The sequence below is a fragment of the Streptomyces sp. NBC_01446 genome (assembly GCF_026340095.1).
Taxonomy (GTDB): domain Bacteria; phylum Actinomycetota; class Actinomycetes; order Streptomycetales; family Streptomycetaceae; genus Streptomyces; species Streptomyces aureus.
Genome location: NZ_JAPEPO010000001.1, coordinates 4,253,326 through 4,272,568, shown reverse-complemented (window position 1 = coordinate 4,272,568; position 19,243 = coordinate 4,253,326). Strand labels below are relative to the sequence as shown.

The window sequence follows — 19,243 nt, the reverse complement described above, 5'->3', positions numbered from 1 at the left end:
ATCAAGATATTCCGGGCACGGCGGACCGGCAGCCCTGACGTCGGGGGGTTGCCGTCAGGACCGCCGGGGTTCGGAGGGTTACGAGCCTCAGAACGTCAGGCCGTTGGAGCGCAGCCACGGCGCGGGGTCGACCCCGGTCGCCTGGCCGCCGGGGTGGACCTCCAGGTGGAGGTGCGGCCCTGTCACGTTGCCGGTGGCGCCGACACGGCCGATGACGTCGCCGCTGGTCACCTTCTGGCCCACGCTGACGTTGAGGGACGACTGGTGGCAGTACCAGAGCTCGGTGCCGTCCGGCAGCTCCAGGACGGTGCGGTAGCCGTACGCGCCCGCCCAGCCGGCCTCCTTGACGGTGCCGGAGTGGATGGCCTTCAGCGGCGTACCCGTCGGAGCGGCGAAGTCGAGACCCGTGTGGTAGCCGGAGGACCACATCGAGCCGGGCTGACCGAAGGTGCCGGTGATCGTGTAGGAGGCGACCGGCAGCGTGAAGCTCTTGGCGAGCTTGGCGAGGCGCTCGGCCTCGGCCTTCTTCTTCGCCGCCTCCTCCGCCGCCTTCTTGTCGGCGGCGGCCTTGGCCTTGGCGGCGTCCTGCTCCTGGGCGGCGTCCTCGGCGGCCTTCTTCGCGGCGGCCTCCTCGGCGGCCGCGGCCTCGGCGTCGGCGGCCTGGTCCTGCTGCTGCTCGGCCTGCTGCATGATGCGGGCGCGCAGGGCCTCGCCGGCGGTCGCGCTTTGCTGGGCATCCGCGGTGGTGAGGCCGGCGCCGGTCAGCGGGGTCGCGTGGGCGCCGGACTCGTCGTCATCCCCGGAGACGTCGGATATCAGCGCGCCCACGCCGGGCAGGGACTTGGCGTCGGGCAGCGAGTCCTTGACGGCCGAGAGGTCGGGCATCGAGATGTGTACGGGAGGCTTGCCGCCCTGCGCGGTGGCGATGCCGCCCGCGCCGACGGCCGCGATCACGCCGACACCGAGAACAGTGGAGCTGCGCGCGAGACCGCCGCGCTGCTTGGCTACGCGGTGCCTGCCGCGTACGGGACGGACGGAATCCTCGGTGGGGTTCCACTCCTCCCAGGTCCGCTCGTCCGTTTCGCCGAACTCGTCGTCGATCGGGGCGTAGGAGAACTCTGGGGCAGGCCGGTTGGACGCCACTGGGGCGCGCTCCTTTCCTTCCTTCTCGCCTACCGGGTTAGCTGACGGGTTCGGAGCAGGAAGGTCTCCTACCGACGCCTTCCGCAAGGAGACGTCCGATTCACCCCAAGTTGGTGGTTCCCCGGCTCCCTTGCGGGATTAGGCGCGTGCGCACGGAGCCATCTCTTGTGACGGCTGGGACGACCGCGCTGCGTTATCGAACGTTAATAGACACCGGGGCCCGATTCCAAGCCGTTCCGACTGATCGTTAACGCCTTTGGCCTGGACTTAACGGGGCACGAGCGGGCGGAATCGGGCGAGTTGACCCAGCGCCGGAACGGGCCGTTCATCTGACGGTTTGTCAAATGTTATGCGCAGCGACGCTGTTCGACTACGTAAGGTGATGACGGTGCTCACCGCTGCTTCACGGCTGCTTCACGGCCGCCTCACCGCGAGCAGTGCCATGTCGTCCGTCGTGCCGCCCCCGGTGTGCCTGCGGACCTCGGCGGTGAGCGCGGCAAGCAGCGGATCGGGCCCCGAGAACATCCGCCCCGCGAGCCGGGCCGCCGGGTCGTAGAAGGTGCCCTGCGCGTCGCGCGCCTCCGAGAGACCGTCGGTGTGGAGCAGCAGCGTCGCCCCGCTCGGGAACTCCGTCTCGGACGCGCGGTCGGGCCAGGTGCCGAGGTCCCCCATCCCGAGCGGCAGCGCGGGCTCCGGCGCCGACAGGACCTTGAGCGCCCCGTCGCCGCCCAGGAGCAGGGGTTCGGGGTGGCCACGGTTGATGACGCGTACGAGGCCGTTGCCGTGCGGGATCTCGGCGAGCACGGCCGTGGTGAAGCCCTCGAACGCGTCGAGGCCGTTGCGCCGCAGCCCCTCCCGCGCGAGCGCCCGCTCCAGGCGCTGCGCGACCGCCTCCAGGGTCGACTCCTGCTCGGCCGCCTCCCGGAAGGCGCCGATGACGACGGCCACGGCGGACACCGCGCCCATGCCCTTCCCGCGCACGTCGCCCACGACGAGCCGCACACCGTGCGGGGTGTCCTGCACCGCGTACAGATCGCCCCCGATGAAGGCCCCCTCCTGGGCCGCCTCGTAGCGGGCCGCGATCTCCAGGCCGCCGATGCGCTCGGCGGGCTCGGGCAGGACGGCGCGCTGGGCCGCCTCGGCGATCTGGCGCACGGAGGTGAGCTGCTCGCTGCCGCGCCGCACGACGCGGTTCATGACACAGGCGAGTACGGCGACGGTGGAGACCGTGACGAGTTCGGTGATGGCGTCGGCGTCGTAACTGCGGGTGTATCTGAGATGCACCCCGAGTACGACGGCGACCGTCGCGAGGCCGGTCAGGAGAGTGCCGCGGGGCGAGAAGAACGGGGCCCCGACGAGCGGGGCGGCGGTGAACAGGGGCACGCCGGTGAACGTCGACGGCGTGACGTAGTCGTAGATCGCCCCGACGACGATGAGCAGCACGGGCACCAGACGTACGAAGAACCGGGCCCGGGACAGGCCCTGCTCCGTCTCTCGCCCGTGTCCTCCTCGCTGCCCCACCACTCGTCTCCCGCCACCGTCCGCGTCGGTCCCGCGTCTGCGCACGTCATCGGGCCCCACCCCAGCGTTCACCCCGGACAGGCGGCGGGCGACCTGGTGGGACCGACCGGGTGAAAAGGGGTCCGAGACGGCGGAGCACGGAACTCCGGGCAACCGATTCGCGTTCTGTCGCCGCAATGGCGTAGAGTCGTGTTTACCGACGCGGGGTGGAGCAGCTCGGTAGCTCGCTGGGCTCATAACCCAGAGGTCGCAGGTTCAAATCCTGTCCCCGCTACTGAAGGCCGAAGGCCCGGAACCAATGGTTCCGGGCCTTCGGTGTATCCCCCTACAGGTCGAACTCGTGCGGCGGCAGGTCGAGCATCAGGCAGGCCTCGCGGACGACGGCCTGCTCGGTCTTGTCGAAGTCGCCGTCGGCGCCGCCGATGACGATGCCGATCTGGATGACCGCGCGCGCCTCGGCGGGCTTCTTCTTCGCCTTGGCGATCTCCTGGAGAACGCTGACCTTGCCGAAGTCGAAATCGGCGGTCAGCTTGTTCAGGTTCGCGTCGAAGCGGCTCTGGAGCTGGTCCGCCGGGAAGTTCTGCAGCACCTCGTTCGTGGAGATGAGCTGGGCCACGCGGCTGCGCTCGGCCGGGTCGACGTTCCTGTCGGCCGCCGCGACCAGCGCGCACATCGCCATGCTCGCGTCACGGAAGGCGCCGCTCTTCAGGTCGTTCTTCTTCGCCATGAGCTGCGTCTGCATCGTCGACGCGGACTCCTTGAAGCGATCCCACAGGGCCATGACTCTCCTCGTTCGGCGTGTACTGATCTTCTACAGCTCTGTAGAAACTAGCGGGGAGCGGCAAAAGTTCCGCCTCTAAACTGAAGACCCGAACTCTCTGCTGGGGAGCCTTTCGTGGTCCGATGAACGGGAGAAGACGACGGTGCCGACACCCGAGAAGCCCTGACGGCGCCCGAAAGTGACCGACACCGCCCCGGCCGACGTCGCCGCCCCGTCCCCAGGCCGTACGACCCTCCAGCTCCTGCGCTCCCTCGACAGCGGCCCGCGCGGCCTCACCGAGGCGGAGGCCGAGCGACGCCTGGCCCGGCACGGCGAGAACGTCCCGCCGGGTACGCGCCCCCTGTCCTGGCCCCTGCTCGCCGCCCGCAGCCTGCGCGACCCGTTCACCGTGGTCCTGCTCTGCCTCGGCCTCGTCTCGGCGACCGTCGCGGCCTGGGGCACCGCCTGCGTGATCCTCGTCCTGGTCGCCGTCAGCTGCTGTCTGCGCTCCGCGGGCGAGCGCCGTGCGGACAGCGCCATGGCGGGCCTGCGCGAGCTCGTCGCGACGACGGCGACCGTGCTGCGCCGCCCCGGCGCCGACGAGACAGCCTCACCGGCCGAACACGAGCTCCCGGTGAGCCAGTTGGTGCCCGGCGACGTGGTGCGGCTCGGCCCTGGCGACCTGATCCCCGCCGACGTACGCCTTCTACGGGCGCAGGGCCTGACCGTGCAGCAGGCGGCGTTCACCGGGGAGTCCGTGCCGGCCGACAAGCGTCCCGTGGACCTGCCCGCGGACGGTGAGTCGGCGCATCTGTGCTTCCAGGGCGGCAGCGTGGCCTCCGGGAGCGCGAGCGCCGTGGTGCTCGCGACGGGCGCCGGCACCCGCTTCGCCGCCGCCCACCGCACGGTCGGCGCGGAGCGCGGGGCGAGCGCCTTCGACCGCTCGGTGCACGGCATCTCCTGGACCCTGATCCGCTTCATGCTGCTGACGCCGCCGCTGGTCCTGATGGCCGGCGCCGCGCTGCGCGGCCGGGGCCTGGAGACCCTGCCGTTCGCCGTCGCGGTGGCCGTCGGGCTCACCCCGGAGATGCTGCCGGTCATCGTCACGACGGCGCTCGCCCGCGGCTCCGCGCTGCTCGCCCGCACCCACGGCGTCATCGTCAAACGGCTCCCCGCGCTGCACGACATCGGCGCCGTCGACATCCTCTGCGTCGACAAGACGGGCACCCTCACGCAGGACCGCCCGGCCGTCGACCCGGCCCGCACCGACCCCGACGCCCTGCACTGGGCGGCCGTCTCCGCCTGGTGGACGCTCCAGCTCGCCGACCTGCCGACCGCGGACGCGCTCGACGAGGCGGTCATCACGCACGCTCTCGCAAAGGACCCGGCCTTCACCGAGGCGTACGACGGCATCACCGCCCTGCCCTTCGACCCCGTACGCCGCCTCGCGACCGCCGTCGTCCGGCGGCCCGGCACGCTCGGCACCGTCACGCTCGCCGTCAAAGGCTCCGTGGAGAACGTCCTGGAGCGGTGTGCCCTCGACGACGCCGAGCGCGCGAGCCTGCTCGCCCGGGCCGCGGACATGTCCGGCGACGGGCTGCGGCTCCTCGCGGTGGCAACAGCCGATCGCCCCGCCCGGCACCGCCCGGGGGCCCTCCCGATCCCTTCAGGCGGTGGGGGAAGCACCGCCGACGAACGCGGCCTCACCTTCACCGGCTTCGTCGCCTTCACCGACGCCCTCGTGCCGACCGCCGCGCAGGCCCTGCGCGACCTGGGCGAGCGCGGCGTCATGGTCAAGGTCATCACCGGCGACCACCCCGGCACCACGTCCCGCGCCCTGCGCGATCTGGGCCTCGCCCCCGGCGACATACACACCGCGGACACCCTCGACGCGCTCACGGACGAGGAACTGGCCCGCCTCGCCAGCCACACCACCGTCTTCGCCCGCTGCACCCCCGCCCACAAGGCGCGCATCGTCACCGCCCTGCGCGCCGGCGGGGAGACGACCGTCGGTTTCCTGGGCGACGGTGTGAACGACCTGCCCGCGCTGCGCGCCGCCGACGTCGGGATCTGCCCGCGCGACGCGGTCGCGGCGGCGCGCGACGCGGCGGACATCGTGCTCGCGCAGCCCGCGGACCGGCCGGGCAAGGACCTCACCGCGATCGGCCACGCGATCACCGCGGGCCGTCACAGCAGCGGCAACATCGCCACGTATCTGCGCGTCACGCTCTCCTCGAACCTCGGCAACGTGATCGCGATGCTGTCGGCGGGCCTCCTGCTGCCGTTCCTGCCGATGCTCCCGGCGCAGGTGCTCGCGCAGAACCTGTGCTTCGACGCGGCCCAGCTGTCGTTCGCCTTCGACCGCCCGGCGGCCGCCGCCCTGCGCCGCCCCACGACGCTGCGCCCGCGCGACTTCCTGCGCTTCATCACCGGGTTCGGCGTCCTCAACGCCGCCGCCGACCTCGCGACCTTCGGCGTCCTCCCGCTCGCCCTGCACTCCACGGCGGGCCCGGCCGACGAGGCGGCGTTCCACTCGGGCTGGTTCACCGAGAACCTCCTGACACAGGGTCTGGTGATGCTGCTCCTGCGCACCGGCCGCGCCCCGCGCACCCCGGGACCGGTCCGCTGGGCGGTCGCGTCCCTGGCCGTCGTCGGCGTCGTGCTGCCACTGACCCCCGCGGCCCACCCGCTCGGCATGACTCCCCTGCCACCCGTGTACTACGCGCTCCTCGCGGCGGTCCTCGCCCTGTACGCGGTCGCGCTGACGGCGGTGAAGAGGCGGTACGTACGGCAGGCGTGAGGGGCAACGGAGTTCGGCGGGAACAGCGCAGCGGCCCGGCCGGCCGAAGCCGTCCGGGCCGCTGTTCACGCGGTAGACCCTGTGGGACTCGAACCCACAACCAATGGATTAAAAGTCCACTGCTCTGCCAATTGAGCTAAGGGTCCACACGCCGGCCCGCGCCGACGCATCCCCGAGCATAGCCCGCCGGGACCGGGAGGCCGATCGGGTATCGGCCTCCACGGCCTGTCGGAGGTCACACGGGCGGCCGGACGGCGCACCTGACGCTCACGGATCGACCGGTTCCGGCGCTCCCACACGCCCCGCCTCACGCGCGACGGTCCGCGCGTGCTCCGGGTTGAGGAACCAGTGCCGGGCCGACACCAGCCACCACACGCCGGCGAACCCGAGGACCACAAGGACCGCGATCGGGGCGTAGTTGAACGTCTCCCACGTGACCGGCGAGACCTGCGGCAGCATGAAGAGGACCGTGATGACGGCGACCCACACCACGGCCACGATCCCGATCGGCCGCGACCATCTGCCCAGGTGCCAGGGCCCGCGCTCGAAGGCGTCGCCCTTGCGCAGCCGCAGCAGGGTCGGCACGACGTACGCGATGTAGAGACCGATGACGGCGATCGAGGTCACGGCCGCGTACGCCGTGACGTTGATGAGGTACGGCAGTCCGAGCACGAGGGCGCCGAGCGCGGCGAGCCACACCGCGGCGACGGGAGTGCGGGTGCGCGGGCTGACGGTGTGCCAGACGTGCGAGTACGGCAGCGCTCCGTCACGCGAAAAGGCGTAGATCATACGGCTGTTGGCCGTGACGGAGGCCATGCCGCAGAAGAGCTGCGCGCCGATGACGACGAGCAGCAGCAGCTTCCCGGCCGTCGCCCCGAGCGCGTCGAGCAGGATCTGCGCGGGCGGTGCGCCCGTGGCCGAGCCGAGGGCTCCCTGGTACGACTGGATGGCGAAGGTGAAGCCGAGCAGCAGTACGAACCCGGCGATCCAGGACGTCCAGATGGAGCGCACGATGCCCTTCGGCCCCGCGGTGGACGCGTCGTGGGTCTCCTCGGTCATGTGCGCGGAGGCGTCGTAGCCCGTGAACGTGTACTGGGCCATCAGCAGTCCGATCAGGACGACGTAGAACCCGCTGCCCCAGCCGGTGTTGTTGACGAACTTCGTGAAGACGAAGGACGCGGACTGGTGGCTGTCCGGCGCGAAGGCGAGCGCGCCGACGATGACGGCGACGCCGACGACGTGCCACCAGACGCTGACGCTGTTGAGCAGCCCGACGATGCGCACGCCGAAGGTGTTGAGGAGCCCGTGCAGCACGAGGATCGCCGCGAACAGCAGGATCGTCCGCCCCGGCGTCACCGCGAAGTCGAACTGGAGGTTCAGGTACGCGCCGAGGAAGGACGCGGCGCCGAAGTCGATGCCGGCGGTCACCGCGACCTGTCCCAGGACGTTGAACCAGCCCGTGAACCACGCCCACGCGGCGGCCGTCCGCGCGGGTGCGAGCCGGTGCGCCCAGAAGTAGAGGCCGGCGGAGGTCGGGTACGCCGAGCAGATCTCCGCCATCGCGAGCCCGACGAACAGCGTCATCAGCCCGACCCCGACCCACCCCCAGGTGATCAGGGCGGGGCCGCCGGTGTTCATCCCGAACAGATACATCGTCAGGCACCCGGAGAGCACCGAGATGATCGTGAAGGAGACGGCGTAGTTGGAGAACGCCGACATCCTGCGGGCGAGGACCTGCGTGTAGCCGAGCTGGGCGAGACGTTCCTCGTCGGTCGAAGGCGGCGGTTGCTGCGCCACTGGGTCACTTGTCATGCCCCCAGCGATTCCCGTGCCGGGGGCGGGACATGCGCGGGCCTTGGCCAAATAATGCCCGCGGGTGGACGCCGGTACGGGGGCGGAAAAGAAGAAAGGGCCCGGGAGACGTGATCGTCTCCCGGGCCCTTCTCAGCTCAAGCCGTCAGGCCATCAGGCCCTGCGGCTGTCAGCCGTTGCGCTTCCAGCGCGGCTTCTCGTCGCGGCGGAACGAGGAACCGCCGGTCGAGCCGGAGCCCGCACCGCGGTGGTCGTCACGGCGGCCCTGGGGACGGTCGTGGCCACCGGCGCGGAAGCCGCCGCCGGCGGGACGGTCGTCGCGACGGTCACGGTTGAACGGACGGTCGCTGCCGCGGTGGCCGCCGGAGGGGCGGTCGTCACGGCGGAAGCCGCCGCCCGAGGGGCGCTCGTCACGACGGTCACGGTTGAAGCCACCACCGGACGGACGCTCGTCACGACGGTCACGGTTGAAGCCACCACCGGACGGACGGTCGTCACGGCGGAAGCCACCGCCCGAGGGGCGCTCGTCACGACGGTCGCGGTTGAAGCCACCACCGGACGGACGCTCGTCACGACGGTCACGGTTGAAGCCACCACCGGACGGACGCTCGTCACGACGGTCACGGTTGAAGCCACCACCGGAGGGACGGTCGTTGTCGCGACGGTCGCGGTTGAAGCCGCCACCGGTCGGACGGTCGTCGCGACGGAAGCCACCACGGTCGTTGTCACGACGGTCACGGTTGAAGCCACCACCGGACGGACGGTCGTCGCGACGGAAGCCACCACGGTCGTTGTCACGACGGTCACGGTTGAAGCCGCCCGAGGGACGGTCGTCGCGACGGTCGCGCTTCTCGTAGTTGCCCCGCTCGTCACGGCGCTGCGGGCGCTGCTCGTACGAGGACGAACGCTCCTGGCGCTCGGCCGGCGCGGCAGCCTGCTCCGGGACGGACGCCTCGGCGGCCTTCTCGGCAGCGGCGGCGACGGCGGCGGCGACACCCTCGGCGTCCTCGCCACGCTCACGGGCGGCACGCGCGGTGAGGCGGTCGGCCTCCTCGCGCAGCTCGCCGGCGCGGCGCGTGGCACGCTCCAGCTCCTTGGTGAGGGAGGTGACCTCACGCTCGGCCTGCTGCGCGGCGTTGCCCGCGGACTCGGCCTGGACCTCGGTCATGGACCGGGCACCGGTGATCTCGGCGACCTCCGGGTCGAAGGCCGCACCGCCCTGGATGATGTGGCGCGAGGCGTCGACGCCCGCGTCCTCCATGAGGCGGAAGATCTGGCGGCGCTGGTGCGGCAGCGACAGCGAGACGACGACACCGGACTTGCCGGCACGCGCGGTACGGCCCGAGCGGTGCAGGTAGTCCTTGTGGTCACCGGCCGGGTCCACGTTCAGGACCAGGTCGATGCCGTCGACGTGGATACCGCGGGCGGCGACGTCGGTGGCGACGAGCGTGTTGACGTAGCCGTCCTTGAAGTCGGCGAGGACGCGGGTACGAGAACCCTGCGTCATGCCGCCGTGCAGCGCGTCGGCCTTCACACCGGCGTCCTGGAGCTGCTCGGCGATGCGGTCGGCGCCCAGCTGGGTGCGGACGAAGATGATCGTGCGGCCCTTGCGGGAGGCGATCGCGGCGGTGACCGGCGCCTTGTCCTTGGGCTTCACGATCAGGATGTGGTGGGTCATGGTCGTGACGGCGCCCTGGGCGGCGTCGACCTCGTGCGTGACCGGGTTGGTCAGGTAGCGCTTGACCAGCGTGGAGATCTCGTTCTCCATCGTGGCCGAGAACAGCATGCGCTGGCCGTCGGCCGGGACCTGGTCGAGCAGCTCGGTGACCTCGGGCAGGAAGCCCAGGTCGGACATCTGGTCGGCCTCGTCCAGAACGGCGATCTCGACGTTCGCGAGCGAGCAGGCGCCGCGGTTGATGATGTCGCGCAGACGGCCCGGGGTGGCGACGAGGACGTCGACGCCGCGCTCGAGGGCGTAGATCTGGTTACCCATGGACGTACCGCCGCAGACGACCTTCATCTTCAGGCCGAGGACGTCGCCGTAGGGCTGGAGGGCGTCGGCGACCTGCATCGCCAGCTCGCGGGTCGGGGTCAGGATGACCGCGCGGGGCTTCTTCTTCTCGGTGTGACCGCCGGCGAGGCGCGCCAGGGTCGGCAGACCGAAGGAGAGGGTCTTGCCGGAGCCGGTGCGGCCACGGCCGAGGATGTCCTTGCCGGCCAGGGCGTCCGGGATGGTCGCGGCCTGGATCGGGAACGGCGCGGTCACGCCGTTCTGCGCGAGCTTGCGGACGATGCCCTCGGGCAGACCGAGGTCGCCGAAGGTCAGGGTGGGCTCGGCAGGGGTGTCGTTGTCGGTGTCGGCATCGGCCGAGGCGCTGACAGCGGCCTCTCCGACGGCAACGGCAGTCACGTCCTCGTCGACGGCGAGAACCTGCACGGCCTCGTCGTTCTCGGGCATGACGGAGTGGTCAGAACTGGAAATGGACATGCGAAATGCGAAACCTTCCGGAGTCTCGGCACGCGCCCGTCAACTCCGTGAATTTCGCAATCGACCGCCTCAATGCGGTCCAGCCACGGCTGGGGAGAGAACGCGCCACGCGGCGCTCTCTTAACGGCGCCGGGCAATGGGATCAAACGATCTACCACCATACTCACCGACCACCCGCCAGCGCAAACCGATCCCCTGAGACCCCGCTCACAACCACCCTCGCGGCCGCTCCTACGCAGGCGTCCCCGCCTGCGGCGCCGGCTCCCGGACGATCTGCACCCGGGCAGACGCCTGCTCGTGCGCCGACGACGAGGGCTCCGCGGTGGTCGGGTCGGGCGTGGGCGTGGGGGTGTCCTGGGTCGGCGTGGGCGTGTCCGGCGGGGTGCGCGTCGGGGTCGGCCGGGACGGCGGCGTGGTCCGCCCGCTCGCCGACGGCTTCACCGGACCCGGCCCGCCCTTCGTGGCGCTCGCGGAGGGCGAGGCGGCACCCGAGGCCGCGTCGGACGCGGTGCCGCTCGGCCCCGCCGGCGGCGACCCGTCCGCACCCTCCCGGCCGCCCGCCTGCGCCCCGCCGCCCCCGGGGACCACCGCGCCGCCGTCCGGGGCCGCCCGCCCCCCGTGCCGCCCCGCCGAGTGCGACGGGGCGGGCCCGCCCCCCTCGTGGGCGACGCTCATGCAGCCGGTGGCCGCCGCCGTGACGGCCACCACCGTCGCGGCCAGTCGAACCAGACGAGGGGGTACGGACAGCTGGCGCACGGGCGAGCACCTCCGGGGCGCTGAAAAGCTGGGGCTGAAGCTGAAACGGGAACGGGAACCGCCGGAAAACCGGCGTCACCGTTCCCAACTCCCGCCCCCCGCAAGAGGACACGCCCGCTCACGGCCCGGCCGTCACCCGTATCCGAGGGCGTGCAGCCGCGCGTCGTCGATCCCGAAGTGGTGGGCGATCTCGTGGACCACGGTGATCTCCGTCTCCCGGACGACGTCCTCGCGGGCCTCGCACATCCGCAGCGTGGGTCCTCGGTAGATGGTGATGCGGTCGGGCAGCACGCCCGCGTACCACTCGCCCCGGTCGGTCAGCGGCGTCCCTTCGTAGAGGCCGAGCAGCCCAGGGTCCTCGGTGGGGGGCTCGTCCTCGACGAACACCGCCACGTTGTCCATGAGCCGCGTCAGCTCCGGCGGAATCCGGTCCAGGGCTTCGGCGACCAGTTCCTCGAACTCCTCGCGCGTCATCTCCAGCACACGGCCATTGTCGGCCACCCGCTCGTAGATCGGCCTGTCCGTCCGGGCATACGGCACCATCCGCATGGGCATACGGGACCAATGGCCCGCGCCCCCGCTGTCGCCGCCCTGTCCGCCCTGCGGAACATCCCCTCCGCGGTCGGCCGCCGTCATCGCGGCCGCCGCCCCCGCCCCACCGGCGATCTCACCCTCCAGCCCCGCCCGTACCTCCGCGCCCTGGGCCTCGCCGCCGTCGTCCTCATGGGCGCGTGGCTCGGCCTGCTCGCCGTGGGGAACGTCCGCGTCCCGGTCGGCCCGATGGACACCCGGATGACGCTGCGCCCGTCCCTGACCGGCGGCACGAAGATCAATGTCTCGCCGCTCGGTTCCCTGGAGTTGAAGTCGCACACGGCCCCCGTCCGCCTCGACGTGGACGTCGACCGCCTCGACCCGGTCCGCTCGGAGGCCCTGGTCAACCACCCCGAGCGCCTCTCGGGCCTCCAGGACGAGATCACGCGCGACATCGAGCACGGCACCCTCGACCTCGCCCTGCGCTCCTGCGTCGCCGTCGTCTCCGGCGCCACCGCGCTCGGCCTCGCGGTCTACCGCCGCCCCCGCCGCGCACTGGGCGCCGGCGGTCTCGCGCTCGCCCTCCTGGCGGCCTCGGGAGGGGCGGCGTACGCGACTTGGAACCCCAATTCGGTCCTGGAGCCGAAGTTCTCCGGCCTGCTCTCCTCGGCCCCCTCGGTCGTCGGCAGCGCACGCTCGATCGTCACCGAATTCGACGTCTACCAGAAGGAGTTGGCGCGCCTGGTGACCAATGTGACGAAGCTCTACGACGTGACGTCGACGCTCCCCGCGTACCGGCCGGACCCGTCCACGATCCGCGTCCTGCACGTCTCGGACATCCATCTGAACCCGGCCAGCTGGAAGATCATCTCCTCTCTCGTCGAGCAGTACGACATCTCGGTCATCGTCGACTCCGGCGACACGATGGACCACGGCTCGGCGGCCGAGAACCCGTTCCTCGACCCGATCAAGGACCTCGGCGCCCCGTACATCTGGGTCCGTGGCAACCACGACTCGGCGACCACCCAGCGCTACCTCGAACACATCAAGAACGTCCGCGTACTCGACAACGGCAAGGCGGTCACCGTCGCCGGGCTGCGCTTCGCCGGCACCGGGGACCCCCAGTACACGCCGGACCGGGCGGTCAAGGCGCAGGGCGACCCGGCCGAGCGCTTGGCGGGCATCCGGCTCGCCTCCGCGCTGCGCGACCAGCGGGCGGCGGGCACGCCGGTGGACATCGCGATCGCCCACAACCCGGTGGCCGCCCGCGAGACGGACGGCACGGTCCCCCTGGTCCTCGCGGGCCACATCCATCACGAGCGGACCGAGGTGATGAAGCTGGGCACGCGGCTGCGCGTCGAGGGCTCGACCGGCGGCAGCGGTCTGCGCGCCGTCGACGACGCGTCCCCCGACCCGGTGCAGGCGTCGGTCCTCTACCTGGACCGCGACACCCGCCGCCTGCAGGCCTGGGACGAGATCGAACTGGGCGGCCTCGGCCTGACGACGGCGCAGGTCAGCCGCCATCTGCCCAAGGAGAACCAGCCTTGAGAGCGGCCTTCCCTATTCGGTTTGGCCCAGATCCCGGCCCCGTAGTACAGTCTGGTCGTGCCCAAGGGCCGCGGTCAGGGCTTGACCGTCCCGAACTCCGTGAGGAGCGAAGGAGAAGCTGAACCCTTCGGGGGGAGGCAGAGTCACATGCTTCTCACGTCCCTGGACGCACAGACGAAGCAGAGCAACATTGCTAGTCGCCCTCATCGTCTAGTGGCCCAGGACGCCGCCCTTTCAAGGCGGTAGCACGGGTTCGAATCCCGTTGGGGGCACGCAACACCCTGTGCGACACTTGTGTCGCACAACAGCTTGGTCCTGTGGAGCAGTTTGGAGTGCTCGCCACCCTGTCAAGGTGGAGGCCGCGGGTTCAAATCCCGTCAGGACCGCTGCGATTCGTTCGCGAACCGCGTGGCTGGGTAGCTCAGTTGGTACGAGCGATCGCCTGAAAAGCGATAGGTCGCCGGTTCGATCCCGGCCCCAGCCACAAGATTCAGGCCCCGTCCCCGGACGGGGCCTGTTGCGTTTCCCCGGCGGACCTCGGCCCGGGCCGTCTCCCGCCGCCCGAAGGCCGCGCCCAGTCACCTCCCGAAAGCCCTGTCTCCGGCGGGGCTTTCGGCGTATCCGGGTGCAGTCACCCGACTGGGTCACTCCCCCGGCGCCACCGCGTGGGCCGGTTCCGTGGTGCGGCCGCCCGGATGGCGGTGGCGCCAGACCCAGAAGATCGTGCTCGACAGGAGGGCCCACGCCGTGAGGACGACGAACGGGAACGCGTGCTGGTGCCCGCCGAAGTACACAGCCGTGTGCTGCGCGTTCACGGACGCGCCCGGCGGGAGCCACCGGCCGATGCGGCCGAGCACCGACGGCAGCAGCGGCCACGACACCGCGCCGCCCGACGACGGGTTGCCGAGGAGCACCATCAGCCCCCACGTCGGGATCATCGCCCAGCGGCCGAACAGCGTGTTGAACATCGTGAAGACCATCCCCGACGTGAACATCGTCAGCGCGAGGATCGCCCAGGACTCGGCGAACGGCAGATCGAGCGCGCCGAGCCACCAGTCCACGACCGCCGCGATCACGAAGGCCCCGAGCATCGCGTACGCCACCGTGTACGCGATGCGCTCCAGCGGTTCGAGGGCGCGCGCGTGCACGCTCAGCTGGATCGCGCCGACGAAGCCGATGATGACCGCGGCCAGCGAGATGTAGAAGATCGCGAGGCCGCGCGGGTCGCCCTTCTGGAGCGGTTTGATGTCCGTCACGGTGACGGGTACCCCGAGCCGGGCCCCGACCTCCGGGGCGGTCTCGGCCAGGACCTGCGCGACCGAGGCACCGGAGGCGCCCGAGACCTCGAGCGCGACGCGGTCACCCTGCCGCACGTCGAGGATCGCGAAGACCTTCTGCTGGTTCACGTCCTCCACGGCCGCCGCGATGCTGTCGTAGGGGTGCACTTCGAGGGACGCGTTCAGCGCCTTCTCCATGCCGGTGAGGAACGCCCCGCCGTGCGTCGCGTTCGCCGCCCCCACCACCGCCGCCGGAATCCGGTGCGGCGTCGGATTCGCCATCGTGTACGTGTACGAGCCCGCGAAGAGGCCCGCGGCGGCGGCCAGGATGAACACGAGGACGGTCGCCGGCAGGAACGGCGACTTCTTGAAGTCCTCCCAGCGCTCCCCGCGCGTGGGCGCTCGCCCGTGGGCGCCGTGCTCATGATCGTCGTCGCTCGGCTCCGGCATACGGACACGTTAAAACACTCATAACGGACCTTCAGCACCAATCACCCTGTTATCCGTCGAAACCGGCCCACCTCAAAACCATTCGCCACCCGTTTCTCCGAGGTGAGATCCTGGAGGACGTATGTCTACGCAGCCTGCCCCCGTCCTCGGCACCCTCGCCCAGCGCCTGTCCGAGCTGTCCCTGCGCGATGCGCACCGGCTCGGCCGCAGGCTCGAAGGCGCGCGCCGCATCCACAAGCCCGAAGCCCGGGCCGCCGTACTCGCCGAGATCGAGGCCGAGGCCGAGAAGGCCGAGGCCCGGACGGCGAAACGCCACGGCCGCTACGAGGCACTCGAGATCACGTATCCCGAGCAGCTTCCCGTCAGCCAGAAGAAGGACGAGATCGCCGACGCGATCCGCGACCACCAGGTCGTGATCGTCGCGGGCGAGACCGGCTCCGGCAAGACGACCCAGATCCCCAAGATCTGTCTCGAGCTCGGCCGCGGCGTGCGCGGCATGATCGGCCACACCCAGCCCCGCCGGCTCGCGGCCCGCACGGTCGCCGAGCGGATCGCGGACGAGATGGACACCCCGCTGGGCGAGGCCGTCGGCTGGAAGGTCCGCTTCACGGACCAGGTCAACCCGGACGCGACGTTCGTGAAGCTGATGACGGACGGCATCCTGCTCGCCGAGATCCAGACGGACCGCGAGCTGCGCGCGTACGACACGATCATCATCGACGAGGCCCACGAGCGGTCCCTGAACATCGACTTCCTGCTCGGCTATCTGGCGCAGCTGCTGCCCAAGCGCCCGGACCTGAAGGTCGTCATCACCTCCGCGACGATCGACCCCGAGCGCTTCTCGCGCCACTTCGGGGAGGCCCCGATCGTCGAGGTCAGCGGCCGTACGTATCCCGTCGAGGTGCGCTACAGACCCCTGCTCGAAGAGGACTCCGACGAGGCCGACCGGGACCAGATCACCGCGATCACGGACGCCGTCGAGGAGCTCCAGGGCGAGGGCAAGGGCGACATCCTCGTCTTCCTGTCCGGGGAGCGCGAGATCCGCGACACGGCGGACGCGCTGGAGAAGAAGAAGTTCCGGTTCACCGAGGTCCTGCCGCTCTACGCGCGCCTGTCGCACGCGGAGCAGCACCGCGTCTTCCAGCGCCCCTCGGGCTCGGTCCGCCGCATCGTCCTCGCGACGAACGTCGCGGAGACGTCCCTGACCGTCCCCGGCATCAAGTACGTGATCGACCCGGGCACCGCCCGCATCTCGCGGTACTCGCACCGCACGAAGGTGCAGCGCCTGCCCATCGAGGCGATCAGCCAGGCCAGCGCCAACCAGCGCAAGGGCCGCTGCGGCCGTACGTCGGACGGCATCTGCATCCGCCTGTACTCGGAGGACGACTTCCTCGCCCGCCCCGAGTTCACGGACGCGGAGATCCTGCGGACGAATCTCGCCTCCGTCATCCTCCAGATGACCGCGGCCGGGCTCGGCGACATCGAGAAGTTCCCCTTCATCGACCCGCCGGACCACCGCAACATCCGCGACGGCGTGCAGCTCCTCCAGGAGCTGGGCGCGCTGAACCCGGCGGAGAAGGACGTCCGTAAGCGCCTCACCGAGCAGGGCCGCAAGCTCGCCCAGCTGCCGGTGGACCCGCGCCTGGCCCGGATGGTCCTGGAAGCCGACAAGAACGGCTGTGTGCGCGAGGTCATGGTGATCGCGGCCGCGCTGTCCATCCAGGACCCGCGCGAGCGCCCCAGCGAGAAGCAGGCGCAGGCGGACCAGCAGCACGCCCGCTTCAAGGACGAGACGTCCGACTTCCTGGCGTTCCTCAACCTCTGGCGCTATGTGCGCGAGCAGCAGAAGACGCTCGGCTCGTCCGCGTTCCGCCGCATGTGCAAGTCGGAGTACCTGAACTTCCTGCGCATCCGCGAGTGGCAGGACATCTATACGCAACTGCGCACGGTCGCGAAGCAGATGGGCATCCATCTCAACGAGGACGACGCCCCTGAGCAGCAGGTCCACATCTCCCTCCTCGCCGGTCTCCTCTCCCACATCGGGATGAAGGACGTGAAGGAGTCCACGGACAAGGACCCCAAGCAGCGCGGCGGACGGAACGAGTACCTGGGCGCGCGCAACGCCAAGTTCGCGGTCTTCCCCGGCTCCGCCCTCTTCAAGAAGCCCCCGCGCTTCATCATGTCCGCCGAGCTCGTCGAGACGTCGCGCCTGTGGGCCCGCGTCAACGCGAGGATCGAGCCGGAGTGGGTCGAGCCCCTCGCCGAGCACCTCCTGAAGCGCACATACAGCGAGCCGCACTGGGAGAAGGACCAGGCGGCCGTGATGGCGTACGAGAAGGTGACGCTGTACGGCGTCCCGCTCGTCGCCCAGCGCAAGGTGAACTACGGGCGCATCGACCCCGAGGTGAGCCGCGAGCTGTTCATCAGGAACGCGCTCGTCGAGGGCGACTGGCGCACCCACCACAAGTTCTTCTCGGACAACCGCAAGCTGCTCACCGAGGTCGAGGAGCTGGAGCACCGCGCCCGCCGCCGCGACATCGTCGTCGACGACGAGACGCTCTTCGACTTCTACGACCAGCGGGTCCCCGAGCATGTCGTCTCGGGCGCCCACTTCGACAGCTGGTGGAAGCACAAGAAGCGGGACGAGCCCGAACTCCTGGACTTCGAGCGCTCGATGCTCATCCGCGAGTCCGCGGAGGCCATCACCAAGGACGACTATCCGGACTCGTGGCGCCAGGGCCCGCTGAAGTTCCGGGTGACGTACCAGTTCGAGCCGGGCGCGGACGCGGACGGCGTGACCGTCCACATCCCGCTCCAGGTCCTCAACCAGGTCACCGCCGAGGGTTTCGACTGGCAGATCCCCGGCCTGCGCGAGGAGGTCGTGATCGAGCTGATCCGCTCCCTGCCGAAGCCGGTCCGCCGGCACTACGTCCCGGCGCCGAACTACGCGAAGGCGTTCCTGGAGCGGGCCGTTCCCCTGCAGGAACCGATGCCCACCACGCTCGCCCGCGAGCTCCAGCGCATGGTCGGCGTCCCCGTCACGGCGGACGACTTCGACCTGTCCCGCGTACCCGACCACCTGGAGATCACGTTCAGGATCGTCGACGAACGCCGCAGGACCCTCGCCGAGGACAAGGACCTGGAGGCGCTCAAGCTGCGCCTCAAGCCGAAGGCCCGCAAGGCGATCTCGCAGGCAGCGGCGGCTACGGCAGAGCGCTCGGGCGGCGAGTCCGTGGAGCGCTCGGGCCTCACGGACTGGACGATCGGCACGCTGAGCCGCGTCTTCGAGACCCGGCGCGCCGGCCAGCCCGTCAAGGCGTATCCGGCGCTGGTCGACGACGGGGACACGGTCTCGGTTCGGCTCTTCGACACGGAGGCCGAGCAGCAGCAGGCCATGTGGCGGGGCACGCGCCGGCTGATCCTGCGCAACATCCCGGTCAACCCGGGCAAGTTCGCCTCGGACAAGCTGACCAACCCCCAGAAGCTCGCCCTGTCCGCGAACCCGCACGGCTCGGTCCAGGCACTCTTCGACGACTGCGCCATGGCCTCCTGCGACAAGCTCATCGCGGACTTCGGCGGCCCCGCCTGGGACGAGGAGTCGTACCGCAAGCTCTACGACAAGGTGCGCGCCGAGATCGTCGACACGACCGTAAGGACGGTGGGCCAGGTACAGCAGGTCCTCGCCGCCTGGCAGGCCTGCGAGCGCCGCCTGAAGTCGACGAAGAGCCCGACGCTGCTCGCCAATCTCACGGACGTACGGGCGCAGTTGACGGCGCTGATCCGCCCCGGCTTCGTCACGGACACGGGCCTGCGGCGCCTGCCCGACCTGGTGCGCTACCTGGTCGCCGCCGACCGGCGCCTGACCCAGATGCCGACGAACGTCCAGCGGGACACGTCGCGCATGGAGAAGGTCCACGAGATGCGGGACGAGTACGCGTGGCTGCTCGAACAGATGCCGCAGGGGCGGCCCGTGCCGCAGGAAGTCCTGGACATCCGCTGGATGCTGGAGGAGCTGCGGGTCAGCTACTTCGCCCACGCGCTCGGCACCGCGTACCCGGTCTCGGACAAGCGGATCGTGAAGGCGATCGACGCGGCAGCGCCGTAACGGACCCGGCACGTTAAGTGAGTTCGACCGCCGGGCCTGCGCTGCTGTACAG

General features: G+C 70.8%; 11 protein-coding genes, 5 tRNA genes and 1 riboswitch. Of the genes, 7 read left to right on the top strand and 9 right to left on the bottom strand.

All coding sequences use genetic code 11. The annotated features are described in order from the left end of the window. Positions 1–87: 87 nt before the first annotated feature. Positions 88–1,143: a M23 family metallopeptidase gene (locus tag OG456_RS19205; RefSeq protein ID WP_266562591.1), complete on the bottom strand. Its 1,056-nt coding sequence runs from the start codon at positions 1,141–1,143 to the stop codon at positions 88–90. Positions 1,144–1,154: 11 nt separating this feature from the next. Then, positions 1,155–1,298, bottom strand: a riboswitch (cyclic di-AMP (ydaO/yuaA leader). A 259-nt stretch (positions 1,299–1,557) separates the two neighbouring features. Next, positions 1,558–2,664, bottom strand: coding sequence for a PP2C family protein-serine/threonine phosphatase (locus OG456_RS19200; protein ID WP_266562589.1), 1,107 nt, complete (start codon positions 2,662–2,664; stop codon positions 1,558–1,560). 200 nt (positions 2,665–2,864) lie between these two features. Here OG456_RS19200 and OG456_RS19195 point away from each other — a divergent pair. Continuing rightward, positions 2,865–2,938: transfer RNA gene (locus tag OG456_RS19195), tRNA-Met, on the top strand. Between the two features lie 51 nt (positions 2,939–2,989). Here the strand turns inward: OG456_RS19195 and OG456_RS19190 are convergent. After that, positions 2,990–3,445 carry a tellurite resistance TerB family protein gene (locus OG456_RS19190; RefSeq protein WP_116512218.1) on the bottom strand — a complete coding sequence of 152 codons (456 nt, stop codon included), beginning with the start codon at positions 3,443–3,445 and terminating at the stop codon, positions 2,990–2,992. 178 nt (positions 3,446–3,623) lie between these two features. Between OG456_RS19190 and mgtA the strand changes: the two genes are divergently transcribed. Further along, positions 3,624–6,224, top strand: coding sequence for a magnesium-translocating P-type ATPase (gene mgtA, locus OG456_RS19185; RefSeq protein ID WP_266562587.1), 2,601 nt, complete (start codon positions 3,624–3,626; stop codon positions 6,222–6,224). A 73-nt stretch (positions 6,225–6,297) separates the two neighbouring features. Here mgtA and OG456_RS19180 read toward each other — a convergent pair. The 5 genes from OG456_RS19180 to OG456_RS19160 form a co-directional block, all read right to left on the bottom strand. Continuing rightward, positions 6,298–6,370: transfer RNA gene (locus tag OG456_RS19180), tRNA-Lys, on the bottom strand. Positions 6,371–6,491: 121 nt separating this feature from the next. Next, the gene (locus OG456_RS19175) at positions 6,492–8,036 is read right to left on the bottom strand and encodes an amino acid permease (protein ID WP_266562585.1); all 1,545 of its coding nucleotides are present in this window, start codon (positions 8,034–8,036) and stop codon (positions 6,492–6,494) included. Positions 8,037–8,205: 169 nt separating this feature from the next. Then, positions 8,206–10,524 carry a DEAD/DEAH box helicase gene (locus tag OG456_RS19170; RefSeq protein ID WP_266562583.1) on the bottom strand — a complete coding sequence of 773 codons (2,319 nt, stop codon included), beginning with the start codon at positions 10,522–10,524 and terminating at the stop codon, positions 8,206–8,208. A gap of 231 nt (positions 10,525–10,755) precedes the next feature. Then, positions 10,756–11,280 (bottom strand): hypothetical protein, encoded by a 525-nt coding sequence (locus OG456_RS19165; protein WP_266562581.1) that lies wholly within the window; start codon positions 11,278–11,280, stop codon positions 10,756–10,758. Positions 11,281–11,412: 132 nt separating this feature from the next. Then, positions 11,413–11,763 carry a metallopeptidase family protein gene (locus OG456_RS19160; protein WP_266562579.1) on the bottom strand — a complete coding sequence of 117 codons (351 nt, stop codon included), beginning with the start codon at positions 11,761–11,763 and terminating at the stop codon, positions 11,413–11,415. An 81-nt stretch (positions 11,764–11,844) separates the two neighbouring features. On the opposite strand from OG456_RS19160, the gene OG456_RS19155 reads away from it, so the two are divergent. The 4 genes from OG456_RS19155 to OG456_RS19140 all read left to right on the top strand — a co-directional run bounded on the left by OG456_RS19155 (position 11,845) and on the right by OG456_RS19140 (position 13,843). Continuing rightward, positions 11,845–13,359: a metallophosphoesterase gene (locus OG456_RS19155; protein ID WP_266562577.1), complete on the top strand. Its 1,515-nt coding sequence runs from the start codon at positions 11,845–11,847 to the stop codon at positions 13,357–13,359. Positions 13,360–13,558: 199 nt separating this feature from the next. After that, positions 13,559–13,631 (top strand) — tRNA-Glu (locus OG456_RS19150). Positions 13,632–13,670: 39 nt separating this feature from the next. Continuing rightward, positions 13,671–13,745, top strand: a tRNA-Asp gene (locus OG456_RS19145). Positions 13,746–13,769: 24 nt separating this feature from the next. After that, positions 13,770–13,843 (top strand) — tRNA-Phe (locus OG456_RS19140). 160 nt (positions 13,844–14,003) lie between these two features. On the opposite strand, the gene OG456_RS19135 is transcribed toward OG456_RS19140, so the two are convergent. After that, on the bottom strand, positions 14,004–15,086 hold the full coding sequence (locus OG456_RS19135) for an ABC transporter permease (RefSeq protein WP_266562575.1): 1,083 nt from the start codon (positions 15,084–15,086) through the stop codon (positions 14,004–14,006). Between the two features lie 121 nt (positions 15,087–15,207). On the opposite strand from OG456_RS19135, the gene hrpA reads away from it, so the two are divergent. Next, the gene (hrpA, locus tag OG456_RS19130; RefSeq protein WP_266562573.1) at positions 15,208–19,191 is read left to right on the top strand and encodes an ATP-dependent RNA helicase HrpA; all 3,984 of its coding nucleotides are present in this window, start codon (positions 15,208–15,210) and stop codon (positions 19,189–19,191) included. Positions 19,192–19,243: the final 52 nt, after the last annotated feature.